A 15,279-nucleotide genomic window follows, 5' to 3' on the forward strand; every position below is an offset into this window, starting at 1 on the left:
CGGATACGGTAAGGAGGTGCAGGCAGCAAAAGAAACACCCGGACGGCCGCGGAAACACCGCAGGGAGAAACCGCGGGAGAATCGGCTCCACCGGGCCCGGGTCCTCTATCGCAACGTATCCAAGCGCAAGCTGGTCTGGCTGCTGCTCAAGGACACCGTCAACTCGTGCGTCGAGTACCGCATTCTCGGTCTCGCGGCGGAGGCCGCGTTCTTCACCCTGCTGTCGCTGCCGCCCCTGCTCCTGGGCCTGATCGGCCTGCTCGGCTACATCGACGACTGGACGGCGACCGAGACGGTCAAGTCCATCGAGGCGAACATCCTCAACGCCTCGCAGGCGGTCCTCTCCGACCGGGGCGTCAACGAATTCGCGAAGCCGCTCCTGGAGGACGTGACCAGGGAGGGCCGCCCCGACGTCATCTCCATCGGCTTCGCCATCGCGCTGTGGTCCGGCTCGCGCGCCGTGAACGTCTTCATCGACACCATCACCGTGATGTACGGACTCGACGGCCACCGCGGCATCGTCAAAACCAGGCTGCTGGCCTTCCTGTTGTACGTGGTGGCACTCCTCATCGGTGCGGTGGTGCTGCCGCTGATGGTGGTCGGCCCGGACCGGGTGGTGGCGCTGGTGCCGTTCGGCACGGAAGTCATCAGCGTCCTGTACTGGCCGGTGGTGATAGTGCTTTCGGTGGTCTTCCTGACGACGCTCTACCACGTGTCCGTGCCGGTGCGCTCCCCGTGGGTGGAGGACGTACCGGGCGCGCTGATCGCACTGGGCATGTGGGTGCTGGGCAGCTTCCTGCTGCGCATCTACGTGACGAGCACGGTTGAGGGCGGGACCATCTACGGGTCCCTGGCCGCACCCATCGCCGTGCTGCTGTGGATCGGCGTCTCGGCCTTCGCGGTACTGGTGGGCGCCGCGGTGAACGCCGCCATCGACCGCGTCTGGCCGTCCGTCGCGACGGCCGCCGCCCGCGCCGACAGCGACCGGCTGCGGACCGAGCAGGCGGCAGCGGTGATGGCGCGCGCGAGGGCTGCGGAACTGGACCGGGGTGCGGCGTGGGACGCCGACGAGGAGGACGACGGCGAGGGGGAGTGGACGGGCGCGAACCCGGACATGCCGTCGGAGTTCCCGGAGCGGTGGTCGAGGTTCCTGCCGCCGGACGACGTGAAGGCGCGGCTGCACGCGCCGAAGGAGAAGGAGCCCGGGGAGCCGAAGGGCTAGCCGGGAGGGTTGTTGGGGGCGATGCCGCCGGTGTCGGGCGGGTCCCGGAAGTAGCGGGTGAGGCGGCCGAGCCAGGTGGAGCGGGGGGCGGGAACGTCCTCCGGTGCGGTGGCACCCGGCCGGTACCAGCCGGGGGAGCGCTCGTCGGGCGGGTTGAACTTCCGGAACGCCTGCGCGTCGGCGGCGGGCAGCTCGGTGAACGCCCGGGGGGACAGCGCGATGAGCACATTGGCGACGCCGAGGCTCGTGACCGCGGCTGCCACTTCCCGCAGCACACGGAGGCCGACGGTCTGTTCACCGTGGCCCGGTGCGACCCGGTCCGGATCGCCCTGGTCCAGTTCGCCCTGGTCCACCACGACGCACAGACGCACGTTCCCCTCGGCGTGCAGGACGGAGCGTTCGGCCAGCAGCCCCGGCAGTGTGTGGGCCAGCCAGCGCGTCAGCCGGGTCACGTCGGAACCCGGCGCCTCCAGCACCGCCGAGAGGGAGTCGGCAGGGGACCGGACCGAGGTGGTGACGACGCCGGTCGACCGGGGGACGAGCTGCAGCGCCACCGAGAGCAGAGCCGCCGCCGCGCCGTCCGGATCGGTACGGGACAGGGGCATCGCCTGTATGAAGACGCGGTTGTGGCGGCGGAGCGGAAGGCTCTTCTCCGTCCGGTCGTACTCCTCCTGGAGCACGGAGCGCAGCCGCTCCAGCGCGGCGCGCTGCTCCGCAGCCCAGCTTCCGCCGACCCCGGCCAGCGGCTCGCCGGTCCACAGGGCGAGTGCCTCCCGGTAGAGGGAGAGGCTGCGGGCGGAGTTGCCCCGGGTGCGCGCGTACCGGGCCTCGTGGGCGAGCCGCTCGGCCTCCCGCAGGTCGAACCAGACGGCGTCGGGATCGAGGGTGCAGGCGGTCCCCGCATCGAGGAAGGGGTCCACGTCGTGCCCCAGGTCCCTCAGTTGCAGTGCCTGGACCAGCCCGCCCTGTCGGTCCTGCTCCACCTCCCCGTACGACACCGGAGCGCCCCGGGCCAGGAGCAGGCGGAGCAGCAGGGTGTCGTCGTGCGCGACACCGACTTCGGACTGTTCATGGCCGTGCACGCGCACGTGGGGGCGGCCGAGCACCCGGTACTCCCAGCGGCGGGTGCGGGACGGCAGCTCCTCCACGGTCGTGCCCATCCGGCACAGCTCCCGGAATCCTCTCTCCCGCCGTACGGCGTCCGGTGAGCACAGGTCGTGGATCATGCGGTTCAGCGAAGGTGGCAGATCGGACCGGAGGGCGACGGGCGTCGGGCAGTCGGGCCCGAAGACGGTGCCCGTCGCCGCTTCGTACAGCACACGTCCGAGCGCGAGGTGGTCGCCGTCCTTGGAGGGGGCGGCCCGAGCGGGCTCGGCGGGGACGGGCCAGCGGATTCCGCAGTCGTACATGGCGGGGAGCCTCGTCGACGGCACCGAGTGGTGGGGCTGGACGATCACGCTGGTGGACCTGAGGTTGCCGTGGATGATGCCGTCCCGGTGCAGGGCGGCCAGTCCGTGCGCCAACGTCCGGGCCCAGGAATAGAGTTGGGGCGTCCCGATGCCTCCCGGCGGAACGGCCTCGCGCAGGGTGGGACCGGGCCGGTACTCCGACACCGTGACGTAGTAGCCGTCGGAGACGAAGGCTTCGTGCACGGGAACCACACTGTCCGCCCGGGGGTGCCTGATGCGCTCGGCCGACTCCACCAGGAGCGCGGTCGCCGTGGACGTGCGGGGAGCGGGCCCGTACAGCTTGACCGCCACGTCCCGGCGGGACCAGGCGTCGTACGCCCGCCATGTGTGACCCCCCGAGCCCCGACCCATCAGCTCGATCGGTTCGTACCGCTCGGACAGTACCCGCGCGGCCACCTCCCGCGGCGACGGCTCGCCCGCCTGCGACGGTCCTGCCGTCCCCCCTGCCGTCCCCGCCGGTCTCTCTGTCTGCGACGGCCGTGCCGACCGCGACGGCTCGGCCGTCCGCGCGACCTCCGCCGCCTCCGGTCCCCGCAGCAGCCGCACGCTCTCCCTGCTGACCAGCGCGAAGGGGTCCCCCGCCGCCCGCGCGGTGCCGCCCCGCGCCGCCACCAGCGCCCGGAACTCTCCCGGTACCGCCCCCGCCCGCGCCTCGATCTCCGCGCTCACCCGGTGCAGCAGGCCCGTCGTCCGGGCCAGGGCCGTGCACGGCAGGGTGTGCAGGAGTACGTCGCGGACGCCCGGCCGGAAGTCGTAGCCGCCCGCCACCCCCGGCAGCGCCTTCAGCATTCCGCTCAGCACCACCTCCGCCAGATGCTGCGGCCGGGGCCGCTCCTCGACGGCCGCCTGCACGAGCCGCATCACCGGCAGGTGTGCGGCGCCGACGGCCAGGTAGGAGGCGAGCCGGTAGGCCTCGGGCGACGCCAACGACCGGAACCGCAGGACGAGTTCCTCCGCCGGTACGTCCTCGGGTGCGAGCGCCGGACCTCCGTCGTCCGGCGTCGTCGGCGGGCGCGGTCCCAACAGGGCGGCGGAACACGGCACTTCCGTGCCACCGGGAGAGGCGACGAGCGACGCCCAGTTGCCGAGCCAGTCCGCCGACGGTTCGAGGACGGGCACCGGGATGCCGGGTGCGGGCACGGCGTCGTACGGGGCGAAGGCGAGGGAGGAGTTCGGCGCGCCGGGTCCCGGGGCGGCCAGCAGCCCTGCCGTCGGTACGAACGCCGAGTGCCGCCACAGCCGTTCCGGCAGCGGCTGGACCACGGCCACCGGCATCGCCGCCGCCCAGTCGCGCAGCGTCCCGTACCACCGCAGGCCCGCCTGCCCCTCCCGCCACTGCGGCCCCATCGCATCGCTGACGACGAGGACGGCGGTGCGGCCCCGGTCCCACTGCCGCGACGGCACCCGCCCGTCCGCCCCGAGCCGTACGACGTCCACCGTGCGGAACGCACCGGTCTGGCCGAACGCCGTGCGCAGGTCGCGCAGCAGCGGACGCCACATCGCCATCGTCGGACCGGAGTCGTGGACGAGCCGCAGATGCAGCCAGCGCTCCGCCTTGGGGCGCAGCACCGGCAGCCAGCGTTCGGGCGGTGCGGCCAGCGCGGCCATCCGGTCGGCGGTCGCCGCCTCGTCCAACTCCCGTGCGTACAGCGAAGGAACGGGCCGCCGCAGCGGTCGCAGCGCCCGCTGGACGGCCAGCGGGTGAGCGAGCATCGCGGGCGCGGGGGCGAGCAACGGCATCTGCTCGACGAGGCGTACGGCAGGCGCGGGCGCAGGGCGCGGTACGGGGTGGGGGAGGCACGCCGGAGTGCGCAGCGGCACCCGGCTCTGCGGCTTCTTCGGCGGGACGGTCGCGGCCGGCCCGGCCGGACTGTCCGCAGCGGCCGAGGGGTGCGGGGCGAGGGGCTCGCGGGGCGCGGGCCCCGCCGGGCCGGGCGGTGCTGGGCCGGGGTCCGCCGGAATCGCCGTCCCCTCCGGTCGGACGTACCGCGCGAGCCACAGCAGCTCGGCCAACTCACGGCCCGTGGGCGGCACTTCACCGGCCTCGCCCAGGATGCCGGCCAGCGCCGCCAGCGCCCGGTCAGAAGTCATCCGGGCCCGTCGCATCCCCCGTCCGGCTCAGATACGGCATCAGGCTCTCCGCCAGCTCGTCGCGCTCCGTCGCGGCCAGGCCCGATGCCCGGGTCAGGTAGATCGCGTTGAGGAGCTGGTCGGTGGCCAGCTCGCCACCGCTGCCCCGGGAGAGGAAGGCGCGCAGCAACGCGTGGGCGTCGTCGTCGAGTTCACCCAGATGAGCGCGGACGATGTCCTCCAGATGTCCGGGCAGCGGCTGCTTCAGTTCGAGGGTCACGCAGCGGCGCAGGAAAGCGGGCGGGAACTCCCGCTCGCCGTTGCTGGTCAGCACGACGAACGGGAACGCCCGGCACCGCACCCGCCCGTGCCGGACGGCGGCCCGTGCGTCCGAGTCGGCGACCATCACCTCCGCGTCCGGGTGCTTGCGCGCGGCCCTGACCAGCTCGGGGATCTCGTACTGGCCCTCCTCCAGGATGTTGAGGAGGTCGTTCGGCAGGTCCAGGTCGCTCTTGTCGATCTCGTCGATGAGCAGCACCCGGGGGTGCCGGTACGGGAGCAGCGCGCTGCCCAGCGGGCCGAGCCGCAGATGGTCCTGGAGATCGGCGTCCTCGGGGCCGCGCCCCGCCGAGTAGAGGCGGGAGAGCGGGTCGTACTGGTAGAGGCCGTCGCCGAGCGTGGCCCGGCTGGTGATGTTCCAGCGCAGCACAGGGCCGAGGCGCAGCTCGCGGGCGACCGCGTACGGGAGGCTCGACTTGCCGCTGCCCGGCGGTCCCGTCACGAGCAGCGGGCGCCTCAAGTACAGGGCGGCGTTGACCAGTTGGACGCTCTTGTCGGTCGCCCGGTAGGTCTGCGCCCGGTGCACCCGGTCGGGGGAGGCCGCCGCACTGTCCTCCTCGTCCGCCGGGATGTCGAGCGCGGGACCGCCGTTGAAGGCGCGCCACGGTGGCGGCGGGGGCAGCCGGGCGATGCCGTCGTGCGGCTCACCGGCGCCGGTGTATACGGGCCACAGGGACATGCGGTCCTGCCTCTCCTTCTTTCGGGTGGGACGGGACGAGTGGCTCATCCGACGGGCGAGTGGCTCAGGCGGCGCACGTCGGGGAACCAGCGGGGGTCCTCCCAGAGCAGGGACAGTTCGGCCGCCCAGTGCGCCCCGGCACCCTCGTACAGGAAGGCGTTCTTGCGCAACTCGAAGACATGGTGCGGGAGTTCTCCGGGCGGCAGGGTCGACAGGTGCGCGGCCAGTGCGTCCAGGAAGCCGTCGCCCGAGCAGACGCTGCCGTCACAGCCGGGGCCCGCGCAGTCCGCCGCCCGGGGCCACAGCACGATCGGGGCCGGTGCCTCCAGGGCCGCCCGGTGCAGCTCCTTGTCGCGGGCGGCGCGCGGCGGCCGGGCGAACCCCACCGGGGCGTACGCGTCCTGCAACCGCACCGAGAGCCGGTCCGGGCGCTGGGCGCTCCCGCTACCGCAGCCGATCCGGTGCACGGCACTGCCCTGCTGTCCGTCCAGGACGTCCCAGATCTTCTTCAGCTTGAACTGGAGCCGGCTGTTGTTCCGCCGGTCGTGGTCCATCACCACCACCGGTGACTCGCAGCCCAGCGGTTTGCGGCTGCCCTTGCGGCGCGCCCACTGGTCCACCGGCCGGTTCAGCCACTGCCTGGGCAGCGCGAAGGCGATCAACTCCTGTCCCTCGGTGTCGATTTCGCCGAACGCCTCGTCGATCCGGTCCAGCACCCAGTCCTGCACGGTCCGCGCCGTGAGCCGCTTCTCGCCGACCAGCCGCCGGCAGCCGTCCCGGTAGGCCGACACCTCCACAAGCAGCGCGTTCGGACCGGCGCCGCTGCGCTCGATCTCCACCAGGATGGGCGACCAGCGCCGGGACGCGGACCGTGACGGCGGCGGGGACGGGGGCGGGACGGGTGGCGGGGGCGGGGCGGGGGAGGCCACAGGGACGGGGGTCTGGAACTCCGCCCGGTGCTCGCTCGCCCACTGCCGCAGCTCCTGCCCGACCGACGCACTGCCGATCCGGTCCGCCAGCCGCACGGTCAGTTCCGCGAGCGGCAGCGCGCCGCTCCGGGGCGGCGCCTCCGACAGCAGGTACCAGACCGCCTCCCACAGCGTGCGCGGCCCGTCCGCCGGTACCGGGACGCCGAGCCGACCGGTGCAGACGCGCAGCAGTTCCCCCAGGTCGTACGGGGGTTCGCCGCACGACGGGGTCGATTCCGTGGCGCGCACGACGAGCCCGTACAGCCGGCGCTTGGTCTCCGCGTCGTACCCCTGCGTCGGGATGTGCTCGGCGAGGCGGGGCAGATGGCGGGCCAGGACACGGGCCGGGATCATCCGGCCGTTCCGGGCGGGGGACTCGCCCGACGAGATCATGCCGACGACGGCCCCGCTGCCCTCCAGGAAGGCGGCGGCACCGCTGAAACCGCGGGCCAGCTCCTGTCCGTACGACGTCCAGGCCTCGACCTGGGTCCACTCGCCCGCGATCAACTGGTGCGAGGTGGCGCGCAGTTCGCTCTGCACGCCGTCCTTGTCGTAGCCGCGCGGGAAGCCGTACGAGACGAGCTTGGGCGGCGGGCTGGCGTACGGGGCCGCCAGGTCGGCGAACACGGCGGGGGCCAGGTCCACGGGCCGGTCGAGTTCGAGCACGGCGACGTCGCCGCGGTCCAGGGTGCCGCCCGCCCAGGACCCGCGCTCGACCACCGTCGCCTGCTGGACGGGGCGGGCGGGACTGCCGGGGAAGGCGATCGTGACGCGCTCGGCGTGGTGCACCACGTGCGCGCAGGTCACCACGTGCCGGTCGGAGACGAGGAACCCGGAGCCCTGGTGATCGATGCGCGCATGCCAGACGGGGGACGCCGGGGCGGTGCCGGGGCGGGAGCTTCTCGCGGTGTTACGGGGCGGGGGTTGCGGCACCTGGTGCTCCCGTGCTCCCCGCGCCCGTGGCGCCTGCCGTGCCCGTCGTGCCCGTCGTGCCCGTCGTGCCTGTGGTGCTCGTCGGAGGTGCCGGAGGTGACGTGCCGGCCGGGGACCAGGACAGCTTGACCGTGATGTGCCCCTCGACCGCGGTCTTGGCGATCACCGCCCCCGCCTCGGCGGTCAGCTTCACACCGAACTCCAGCTCCACCCCGTCCGGCCGCAGCGACCCGTCCCGGAACACCCGCAGCGCGGACTCGGCGGCCGAGCGGATGCTCAGAAGCGCCTCGTCGAAACTGCGGCCCGCCTGGGCCAGGCGGTTGTCACCGCGCGAGACGAGCTGCGCGCCCGGTGCGTGATGGTCGATCTCGACCACGACGGGGTCGCCGTACTCCGTCTTGAACTCCATCAGTTCGCTCACAACAGCCCCCGTGATCAAGCGACTTGCCCGGCACATGTGGAACCGCTCATTGTTCACGAGGGATGGGGCATGTGCCAGCGAATCGGCCGATGAGGGACGGACGGGTGGGGTTCGAGCAGCCCGGGGAATCGCGCCGTAGCCTGGAGACATGCCCGGCGGATATCAGGAACGGCCCTCGCGGCTGGACGGCGCCGTCGTCTGGCGGCGGAACGCGGACCCGGCCCCGGCGGATCCCGTGCACCCGGATCCCGTGCACCCGGATCCCGCACACCCGGACCCGGTGCCGCCGTATCCCGTCCTGCCCGACGGCTGCATGGACCTGCTGTGGATCGACGGGCGGCTGATCGTCGCGGGCCCCGACACCCGTGCCCACGACGCGGGCGGCAGCCCCGGCAGCCGGTTCGCCGGGGTCCGGTTCGCGCCCGGGACGGGGGCCGCGCTCCTCGGCGTACCGGCGTACGAGCTGCGCGACCGGCGGGTTCCGCTGGCCGACGTGTGGGCGGGCGTACGAGAACTGGAAGGGCGGATCTCCGAGGCCCCCGACCAGGCCCTCGCCCTGGAGGAGCTGGCGCTGCGCAGGGCCGCCGACACCGGGCCGCCCGACCCGCTGATGCGCGCGGTCGCCGCCGGGCTCGACGCGGGACGCACGGTCGCGGGGACCGCGGAGGCCGTCGGGATCGGGGTGCGGCAGCTGCGCCGGCGCTCCCTCGACGCCTTCGGGTACGGGCCCAAGACTCTGGCCCGGGTGCTGCGGCTGCAGCGTGCCCTGGCGCTCGTACGGGACGGAATCCCGTTCGCGCAGGCGGCGCACGCGTCCGGCTGCGCGGACCAGGCGCACCTGGCCCGCGAGACGAGGGAGCTGGCCGGGATGACGCTGAGTGCCTACGCGTCGTTGGCGGCGAAGAGGGACACCCCGCAGCCGTCGGGGTCGAGCACAACGGCGTAGCGCTGGCCCCACACGGCGTCCCACGGCTTGAGGTGCCCGGTGTGTCCGGCGGCGACCAGCGCGTCGTACGTGGCGTCCACCTCGGCGGCACTGTCGCAGAGGAACGCGAGGCCGAGCCGGTCGCCGCCCTGCGGCTTCTGCCAGTCGGGGTCGAAGGAGCGGATCACGTCCTCCGTGTCCCAGAGGATGCGCAGCCCGCTCGGCAGGACGGCTTCGACGTGCGGTGCGGAGCCGGCGTCGGCGGCCACGGGGACGCCGAGGCGGCGGTAGAAGTCGAGGGAGGCGGCCATGTCGGCGGTGACGATGCTGAGGGCGTCGAGTCGGGGAGTCGGTCGAGGAGTCATGGGGGAAACGTAGCCCGGCCGCCCCGCCAGGATCTTGAAGAAAACGGACCTCTTGGGCGCAGGGCGCCGGGCGCCGGAGCGGATTCCCGGAGCGGGTTCCCGGGGTGTGCTGGACGGGTCGTGTCGGACGGGGTGTGCTGGACGGGGTGTGCCGGACCGGGTGTGCTGGACGGGGTGTGCTGGACGGGGTGTGCTGGGCGGGTCGTGTCGGACGGGGTGTGCTGGGCGGGTCGTGTCGGACGGGGTGTGCTGGACGGGGTGTGCCGGACCGGGTGTGCTGGACGGGGTGTGCTGGACGGGGTGTGCTGGGCGGGGCGTGCCGGACCGGGTGTGCCGGGCGGGGTGTGCTGGGCGGGGTGTGCCGGACCGGGCGTGATGGGCGGGGTGTGCTGGGCGGGGTGTGCTGGACGGGGTGTGCCGGACCGGGTGTGCCTGACCGGGAGTGCTGGGCGGGGTGTGTCGGACGGGGTGTGCCGGACGGGGTGTGCTGGACGGGTCGTGTCGGACGGGGTGTGCCTGACCGGGAGTGCTGGGCGGGGTGGGCCCGCCGGGGTGTGCCGGGCGGGGTGTGCCGGACCGGGAGCGCCGGACCGGGAGCGCTGGACGGGGTGTGCCGGACCGGGAGTGCCGGACGGGGTGGGCCCGCCGGGGTGTGCCGGACGGGGTGTGCCGGACCGGGAGCGCCGGACCGGGCGTGCCGGACGAGGTGTGCCGGACCGGGCGTGCCGGACGGGGTGGGCCCGCCGGGGCCTGCTGGGGCCAGCCGGACGGGCGGGCCTGCCGGGGCCTGCTGGGGCCTGCCGGACGGGCGGGCCTGCCGGACGGGCGGGCCTGCCGGGCGGGTCGGCCCGAGTGCGTTTCGCCCTGGGCGTGTTCCGCCCAGGGCGGAGAAGAGGCCCGGGACTTGGGGCGCACGCTCGTGCATGATCGGCACCATGAAGCTACTGATACTCGGCGGCACCGAGTTCGTCGGACGCGCGGTCACCGAGGACGCCCTCGCCCGTGGCTGGGACGTGACCGTCTTCCACCGCGGCAACCACGCCCCGCCGCCCGGCGTCACCGCCCTGCACGGCGACCGCCTCGACGACCTGTCCGCGCTCGCCGACGCCGTGCGCGACGGGGCGGCCTGGGACGCCGTGCTCGACACCTGGTCGGGCCACCCCCGCGCCGTACGGCAGGCGGCCGAGCTGCTCGCCGACCGCGCGGGACGGTACGTCTACGTGTCCTCCCGGTCGGTGTACGCCTACCCCTCCCCGCCGCACCAGGCGGAGGACGGCCCCCTGGTCGAGCCGGGCGACGAGGGCTACGCGCAGGTCAAGCGCGCCGGTGAGCTGGCCGCCGAGGCGGCCTTCGGCGCGGACCGCACGGTACTGGTCAGGGCGGGCCTGATCATCGGCCCCGGCGAGAACATCGGCCGTCTCCCGTGGTGGCTGAACCGGATCGCCCGCGGCGGCCCCGTCCTTGCCCCGGGACCGTACGACCTGCCCCTCCAGTACATCGACGCGCGCGACATGGCGGTGTGGATGCTCGACGCGGTGGAGGCGGGCCTGTCCGGTGCGTACCACCTGGTGTCCCCCGAGGGGCACGCCACGATGGGGGAGCTGCTGGAGTCCTGCGTACGGGCGACCGGTTCGACGACCGCCGAACTGCGCTGGGCCGAGCCGGAGTTGATCCTGCGTCACGACATCGAGCCCTGGCTGCACCTCCCGGTGTGGGTCCCGCCGGGCGAGGACCACGACACGATCCACCGCGTCGACGTCTCCAAGGCCCTGGCGACGGGCCTGAGATGCCGCCCGGTGGCGGACACGGTGGCGGACACCTGGGCGTGGCTGAACACGCTGGGCGGAGTCGCCCCGCAGCGCAGCGACCGCCCCGTGGTGGGACTCGACCCGGACGTGGAGAGCAAGGTGCTTGCCGCGCTGGGGGACGGGGACTGACGGGCGCCCGTCCTCGCCGTCGCGGCGGAACTCACTCCCTCCAGACCTCCGTCACTCACTCCCTCCAGCTCTCCGCCACTCACTCCGTCCAGCCCTCCGTCGCGATCAGCAGCCCCACCCGGTGCGGCTGGAAGTCGACGAGCTCGCGGCACCGGTCGGTCATCGCCCGGTGCCGCGCGGGCCAGTGGGGCCGGTGCCCGTACGCGTCGAAGAACCCGTCGAGCGCGGGGAGGTGTTCGGGGTGGTGCGTACGGACGATCCACTCGCACCACGCCAGGTCCTCGATCGGGTCACCCGCGTGCGACCACTCCCAGTCGAGCAGTGCGGTGACCCGGGAGGCGTCGGCGGTGAGCAGCATGTTGTTCGGCCCGAAGTCCCCGTGCACGATCACCGAACCGCGCCTGGCCCGGGGGAACACCTCGGTGACGTCCACCGAGTGCACCGCCCGCAGCGCCCCGCCGCAGGCGGCCAGCACCTCCTCGGCCCACCCCGCCTCGATCATGTCCTGGCCGTGCAGGCCCGACAGGAAGGTCATGCTCAGACTCTCGCCCGTGCAGCCGATCAGCTGGGGCACGGGGAGCATCGCCCCCAGGGTCTCAAGACCGCACAGGGCGGCGGCCTCCCGCGACATCCTGCGCTGGGCGTCCCGGCCCCTGTACGTCTTCGTGACGACGCCGGCGTGGTGGGTGGTGTGGTTGGTGTATCCGTGCGGCAGCAGTTCCATGGGGCCAGCTTTGCTCATGTACGCCGCCGGGGGCGCGCGGTACCGCCTCCAGGTTGACGCGGGGCGGTGGGCCGGGTAGAGGGGACCGGGCGCCGACGGCCTCGTTACGGCAGGCGGCGTGCCATGACCGTGTTGTCGGTGCGGGTTCCGGGGGTGCCGTCCGGGGCGTTCTGGATCCGCTCCTGTTCGCCCGCGATCAGCAACTCCCATCCCCCGCCGTCCAGTTCGAGGGCGGTCACGAGTTCGTCCGGGGTGTCGAAGTGGACGTCGGCGAGCGGCGGTTCCTGCTGCTGCCAGGACGCCCAGCCGGCGTGCCCGACGATCAGCAGCGTGCCGCCGGGGGCGACCGCGGCGGCGGCCGTCCGCAGGATCTCCCGGCGCGGCAGGTCGCCCTCGGAATGCAGGAACTGGGCCGAGACCAGGTCGAAGGTGCCTGCCGGGAACGAGTCGCCGAGCCGGTGCCACTGCAGGTCGACGCGCTCGGCGACCCCCGCGTCGGCGGCGTGCTCCGCCGCCCGGCCGAGTGCCACCCGGGAGATGTCCGTGGCCGTGACCTGCCAGCCCTGCCGGGCCAGCCAGACGGTGTCGGCGCCCTCGCCGCAGCCGAGGTCGAGCGCCCGGCCGGGGGCGAGGCCGGTGGCTTCGCGGACCAGCACGGTGTTGGGGTTGCCGCTCCAGATGCGGTCGCTCTCGGAGTACCGGTTGTCCCAGAACTCCGCGTCGGTGGCGGCGGCAGGGGTGGTGTGAGCGGGGGTGGACCGGGCGGCGTCGGTGTGGTCGGCGGTGTGGGCGTGGCCGGGTGTGCCGGTTGTCTCTGTCATGGGGACAGCATCCGCACGCGGCCGCCGCGGCGGCAAAGCTTGTTGCCGGAACGGCAAGGGGGCCGGGGTCCTCTCGATCTTCGATATGCGTTAGGTTAGGCTCACCTAAGAAGTCGAGGGAGGGTCCTGCATGCCTGAGCACATACCATCGCGTACGCCGTCCGAACAGCCCCGTCCGACAGGCGAATTCGCCGGTCGTGTCGCACTCGTCACCGGTGCGGGCCAGGGCATCGGTGAGGCGGTCGTACGCGCACTGGTGGTTCGGGGTGCGACCGTCGCCGCGACCGACCGGACGCCGGACGGCATCGAGGCCCTCGTGAAGGACCTCGCCGGGGCACCGGGCGGGACGGAGGGCGCGGGCAAGGCCGCCGCGTACCCCCTCGACGTCACCGACGGCGCCGCCGTGAACGAGACGATCGCCCGTGTCGAGTCCGAACTCGGCCCGCTGGACCTGCTGGTGAACGTCGCCGGAATCCTGCGCACCGCCCCGGCCACCGAGCTCACCGACCAGGACTGGGCCGACACCTTCGCCGTCAACACCACCGGCGTCTTCCACACCTCCCGTGCCGCCGCCGCCCGGATGACGGAGCGCCGCAAGGGCTGCATCGTCACCGTCGGCTCCAACGCGGCCGGGATTCCGCGCACCGGCATGGCCGCGTACGCCGCCTCCAAGGCGGCCGCCGCCATGTTCACCAAGTGCCTCGGCCTGGAGGTCGCCCGCAGCGGGGTCCGCTGCAACGTCGTCGCCCCCGGATCCACCGACACGCCCATGCAGCGCGGCATGTGGGAGGGCAATCCGGACGCCGAACGAGGCGTGATAGAGGGCGATCTGGCCTCGTACAAGACGGGCATACCGCTCGGTCGCATCGCCAGGCCCGAGGACATCGCGGACGCCGTCCTCTTCCTCGCGTCCGACCGCGCGCGCCACATCACCATGCAGGACATCTACGTCGACGGCGGCGCGACCCTCCGCTGACCGCCCTGCCCACCTCTTTCGCTCCGCCCCACACCCCTCACGAGCATTGGAGACCCCGTGGACACCGTGTCGACGGCTCCCGCAATCCCCACGGCAATCCCCGCCGTCCCCGCCCCGCGCGGCGGTCACTCCGCCGAGGCGGCGCACCCCGCCGTCGGCGCGGCCACCGGACTGCTGGACGCGTACACCGAAGGCGCCCGCTTCCTCGCGACGCCCACCCGCACCCTGCTGGCCGACGGCCCCGCGCGTGAAGTCCCGCACGGTGAAAGCCCGTTGGCGCAGCGCGTCGCCGAGACCCTGGCCGCTGCCAGGCGCGACGGACAGAGCAACCCCGTGGTCATCGGCGCGGTGCCGTTCGACCAGAGCGCGCCCGCGGCCCTCGCCGTGCCCGAGTTCGTCCAGGACGGGCCGCCGCTGGCCAACGACCCGCTGATCGCGCTGCCCGCCGACCTGCCCGCCGAGACCGAGTGGGCGATGCGCCCGGTGCCCTCGCCCGAGGTGTACGGGGCCGGGGTCGCCGCCGTCGTGGAGCGCATGTGGCGCGGCGAGTTCAGCAAGGTCGTCCTCGCGCGCACCCTCGAACTCACCGCCGACGCACCGCTCGACCTGCCGGTGATGCTCCAGCGCCTCGCCCGCCGCGACCCGTCCGGCTATACGTTCGCGCTGCCCACGGGCCCCGACAGCAACCTCATCGGCGCCAGCCCCGAACTCCTCGTCTCCCGGCGCGGGAACAAGGTCGTCGCCAACCCGCTCGCCGGGTCCACGCCGCGCAGCGAGGACCTCGCCGAGGACGTCCGCAGGGCCGCCGCGCTGCTCGCCTCCGCCAAGGACCTGCACGAGCACGCCGTCGTCGTCGACGCCGTGCACGGGGCGCTCGCGCCGTACTGCACCACGCTCGACGTGCCCGCCAAGCCGACCCTGATCCGTACCGCCACCATGTGGCACCTCTCCACCACGGTCACCGGCACCCTCCCCGAGGGCAGTGCGGCCTCCGCGCTCGAACTCGCATCGGCGCTGCACCCGACGCCCGCCGTCTGCGGCACCCCGACCCTGACGGCACGTCAGGTGATAGCGGAGACCGAGCCGTTCGACCGCGGCTTCTTCACCGGCATGATCGGCTGGGGCAACGCGGACGGCGACGGCGAGTGGGTCGTCACCATCCGCTGCGCCGAGGCCCAGGAGCGCACGCTGCGGCTGTACGCGGGCGCGGGCGTGGTCGCCGCTTCCGAGCCGGAGTCGGAGACCGCGGAGACCGCCGCCAAGTTCCGCACCTTCCTGCACGCGGTGGGCGCCGAGTAGTCGGGAGGCGCCGGGCCGGGGCCGTGACGGCCCCGGGGGCGCCCGGATCCGCCGTGGGGGGCCCCCCCCCCCCCCCCCGGCGGGCCCGGGGGCCGGGGCCCGGGGGGGGGGGGCCCCCCCCGCGACGCCCC

General features: G+C 73.9%; 12 protein-coding genes. 5 read left to right on the forward strand and 7 right to left on the reverse strand.

The features are described from left to right. Positions 1–16: 16 nt before the first annotated feature. Positions 17–1,222, forward strand: a complete 1,206-nt coding sequence (locus ACH4SP_RS06650; protein WP_398410411.1) for a YihY/virulence factor BrkB family protein — start codon at positions 17–19, stop codon at positions 1,220–1,222. On the opposite strand, the gene ACH4SP_RS06655 is transcribed toward ACH4SP_RS06650, so the two are convergent. From ACH4SP_RS06655 to ACH4SP_RS06670, 4 genes are read right to left on the reverse strand one after another with little or no spacing between them, the layout of a single operon-like run. Further along, complete coding sequence (locus tag ACH4SP_RS06655) at positions 1,219–4,782, reverse strand: SAV_2336 N-terminal domain-related protein (protein ID WP_398410415.1); 3,564 nt, start codon at positions 4,780–4,782, stop codon at positions 1,219–1,221. The genes ACH4SP_RS06650 and ACH4SP_RS06655 overlap by 4 nt on opposite strands. Continuing rightward, positions 4,772–5,779: an AAA family ATPase gene (locus ACH4SP_RS06660; protein ID WP_398410418.1), complete on the reverse strand. Its 1,008-nt coding sequence runs from the start codon at positions 5,777–5,779 to the stop codon at positions 4,772–4,774. Before ACH4SP_RS06660 ends, ACH4SP_RS06655 begins: the two co-directional genes overlap by 11 nt. Positions 5,780–5,823: 44 nt before the next feature. Continuing rightward, the gene (locus tag ACH4SP_RS06665) at positions 5,824–7,680 is read right to left on the reverse strand and encodes a trypsin-like peptidase domain-containing protein (RefSeq protein ID WP_398410420.1); all 1,857 of its coding nucleotides are present in this window, start codon (positions 7,678–7,680) and stop codon (positions 5,824–5,826) included. After that, a complete protein-coding gene (locus ACH4SP_RS06670; RefSeq protein ID WP_398410424.1) occupies positions 7,658–8,101 on the reverse strand; it encodes a CU044_2847 family protein in 444 nt (147 codons plus the stop codon). The genes ACH4SP_RS06665 and ACH4SP_RS06670 overlap by 23 nt, the downstream gene beginning before the upstream one ends. Positions 8,102–8,249: 148 nt before the next feature. Here ACH4SP_RS06670 and ACH4SP_RS06675 point away from each other — a divergent pair, with 148 nt between their 5' ends. Further along, the gene (locus tag ACH4SP_RS06675) at positions 8,250–9,047 is read left to right on the forward strand and encodes a helix-turn-helix domain-containing protein (protein ID WP_398410427.1); all 798 of its coding nucleotides are present in this window, start codon (positions 8,250–8,252) and stop codon (positions 9,045–9,047) included. On the opposite strand, the gene ACH4SP_RS06680 is transcribed toward ACH4SP_RS06675, so the two are convergent. Beyond that, positions 8,984–9,391: a VOC family protein gene (locus ACH4SP_RS06680; RefSeq protein ID WP_398410430.1), complete on the reverse strand. Its 408-nt coding sequence runs from the start codon at positions 9,389–9,391 to the stop codon at positions 8,984–8,986. The genes ACH4SP_RS06675 and ACH4SP_RS06680 overlap by 64 nt on opposite strands. A 935-nt stretch (positions 9,392–10,326) precedes the next feature. Between ACH4SP_RS06680 and ACH4SP_RS06685 the strand changes: the two genes are divergently transcribed. Next, positions 10,327–11,328, forward strand: a complete 1,002-nt coding sequence (locus ACH4SP_RS06685; protein ID WP_398410434.1) for an NAD-dependent epimerase/dehydratase family protein — start codon at positions 10,327–10,329, stop codon at positions 11,326–11,328. A 79-nt stretch (positions 11,329–11,407) separates the two neighbouring features. Here the strand turns inward: ACH4SP_RS06685 and ACH4SP_RS06690 are convergent, their stop codons facing one another. Next, on the reverse strand, positions 11,408–12,052 hold the full coding sequence (locus ACH4SP_RS06690; protein ID WP_398410438.1) for a phosphotransferase family protein: 645 nt from the start codon (positions 12,050–12,052) through the stop codon (positions 11,408–11,410). Between the two features lie 104 nt (positions 12,053–12,156). Beyond that, positions 12,157–12,873, reverse strand: coding sequence for an SAM-dependent methyltransferase (locus ACH4SP_RS06695; protein ID WP_398410443.1), 717 nt, complete (start codon positions 12,871–12,873; stop codon positions 12,157–12,159). A 130-nt stretch (positions 12,874–13,003) separates the two neighbouring features. Here ACH4SP_RS06695 and ACH4SP_RS06700 point away from each other — a divergent pair, with 130 nt between their 5' ends. Both ACH4SP_RS06700 and dhbC read left to right on the forward strand, forming a co-directional pair. Further along, the gene (locus tag ACH4SP_RS06700) at positions 13,004–13,849 is read left to right on the forward strand and encodes a 2,3-dihydro-2,3-dihydroxybenzoate dehydrogenase (RefSeq protein ID WP_398410446.1); all 846 of its coding nucleotides are present in this window, start codon (positions 13,004–13,006) and stop codon (positions 13,847–13,849) included. Between the two features lie 96 nt (positions 13,850–13,945). After that, positions 13,946–15,148 carry an isochorismate synthase DhbC gene (dhbC, locus tag ACH4SP_RS06705; RefSeq protein ID WP_398411795.1) on the forward strand — a complete coding sequence of 401 codons (1,203 nt, stop codon included), beginning with the start codon at positions 13,946–13,948 and terminating at the stop codon, positions 15,146–15,148. The last annotated feature ends 131 nt before the right edge of the window (positions 15,149–15,279 follow it).

The organism is Streptomyces sp. NPDC021093 (genome assembly GCF_044333135.1).
GTDB lineage: Bacteria > Actinomycetota > Actinomycetes > Streptomycetales > Streptomycetaceae > Streptomyces.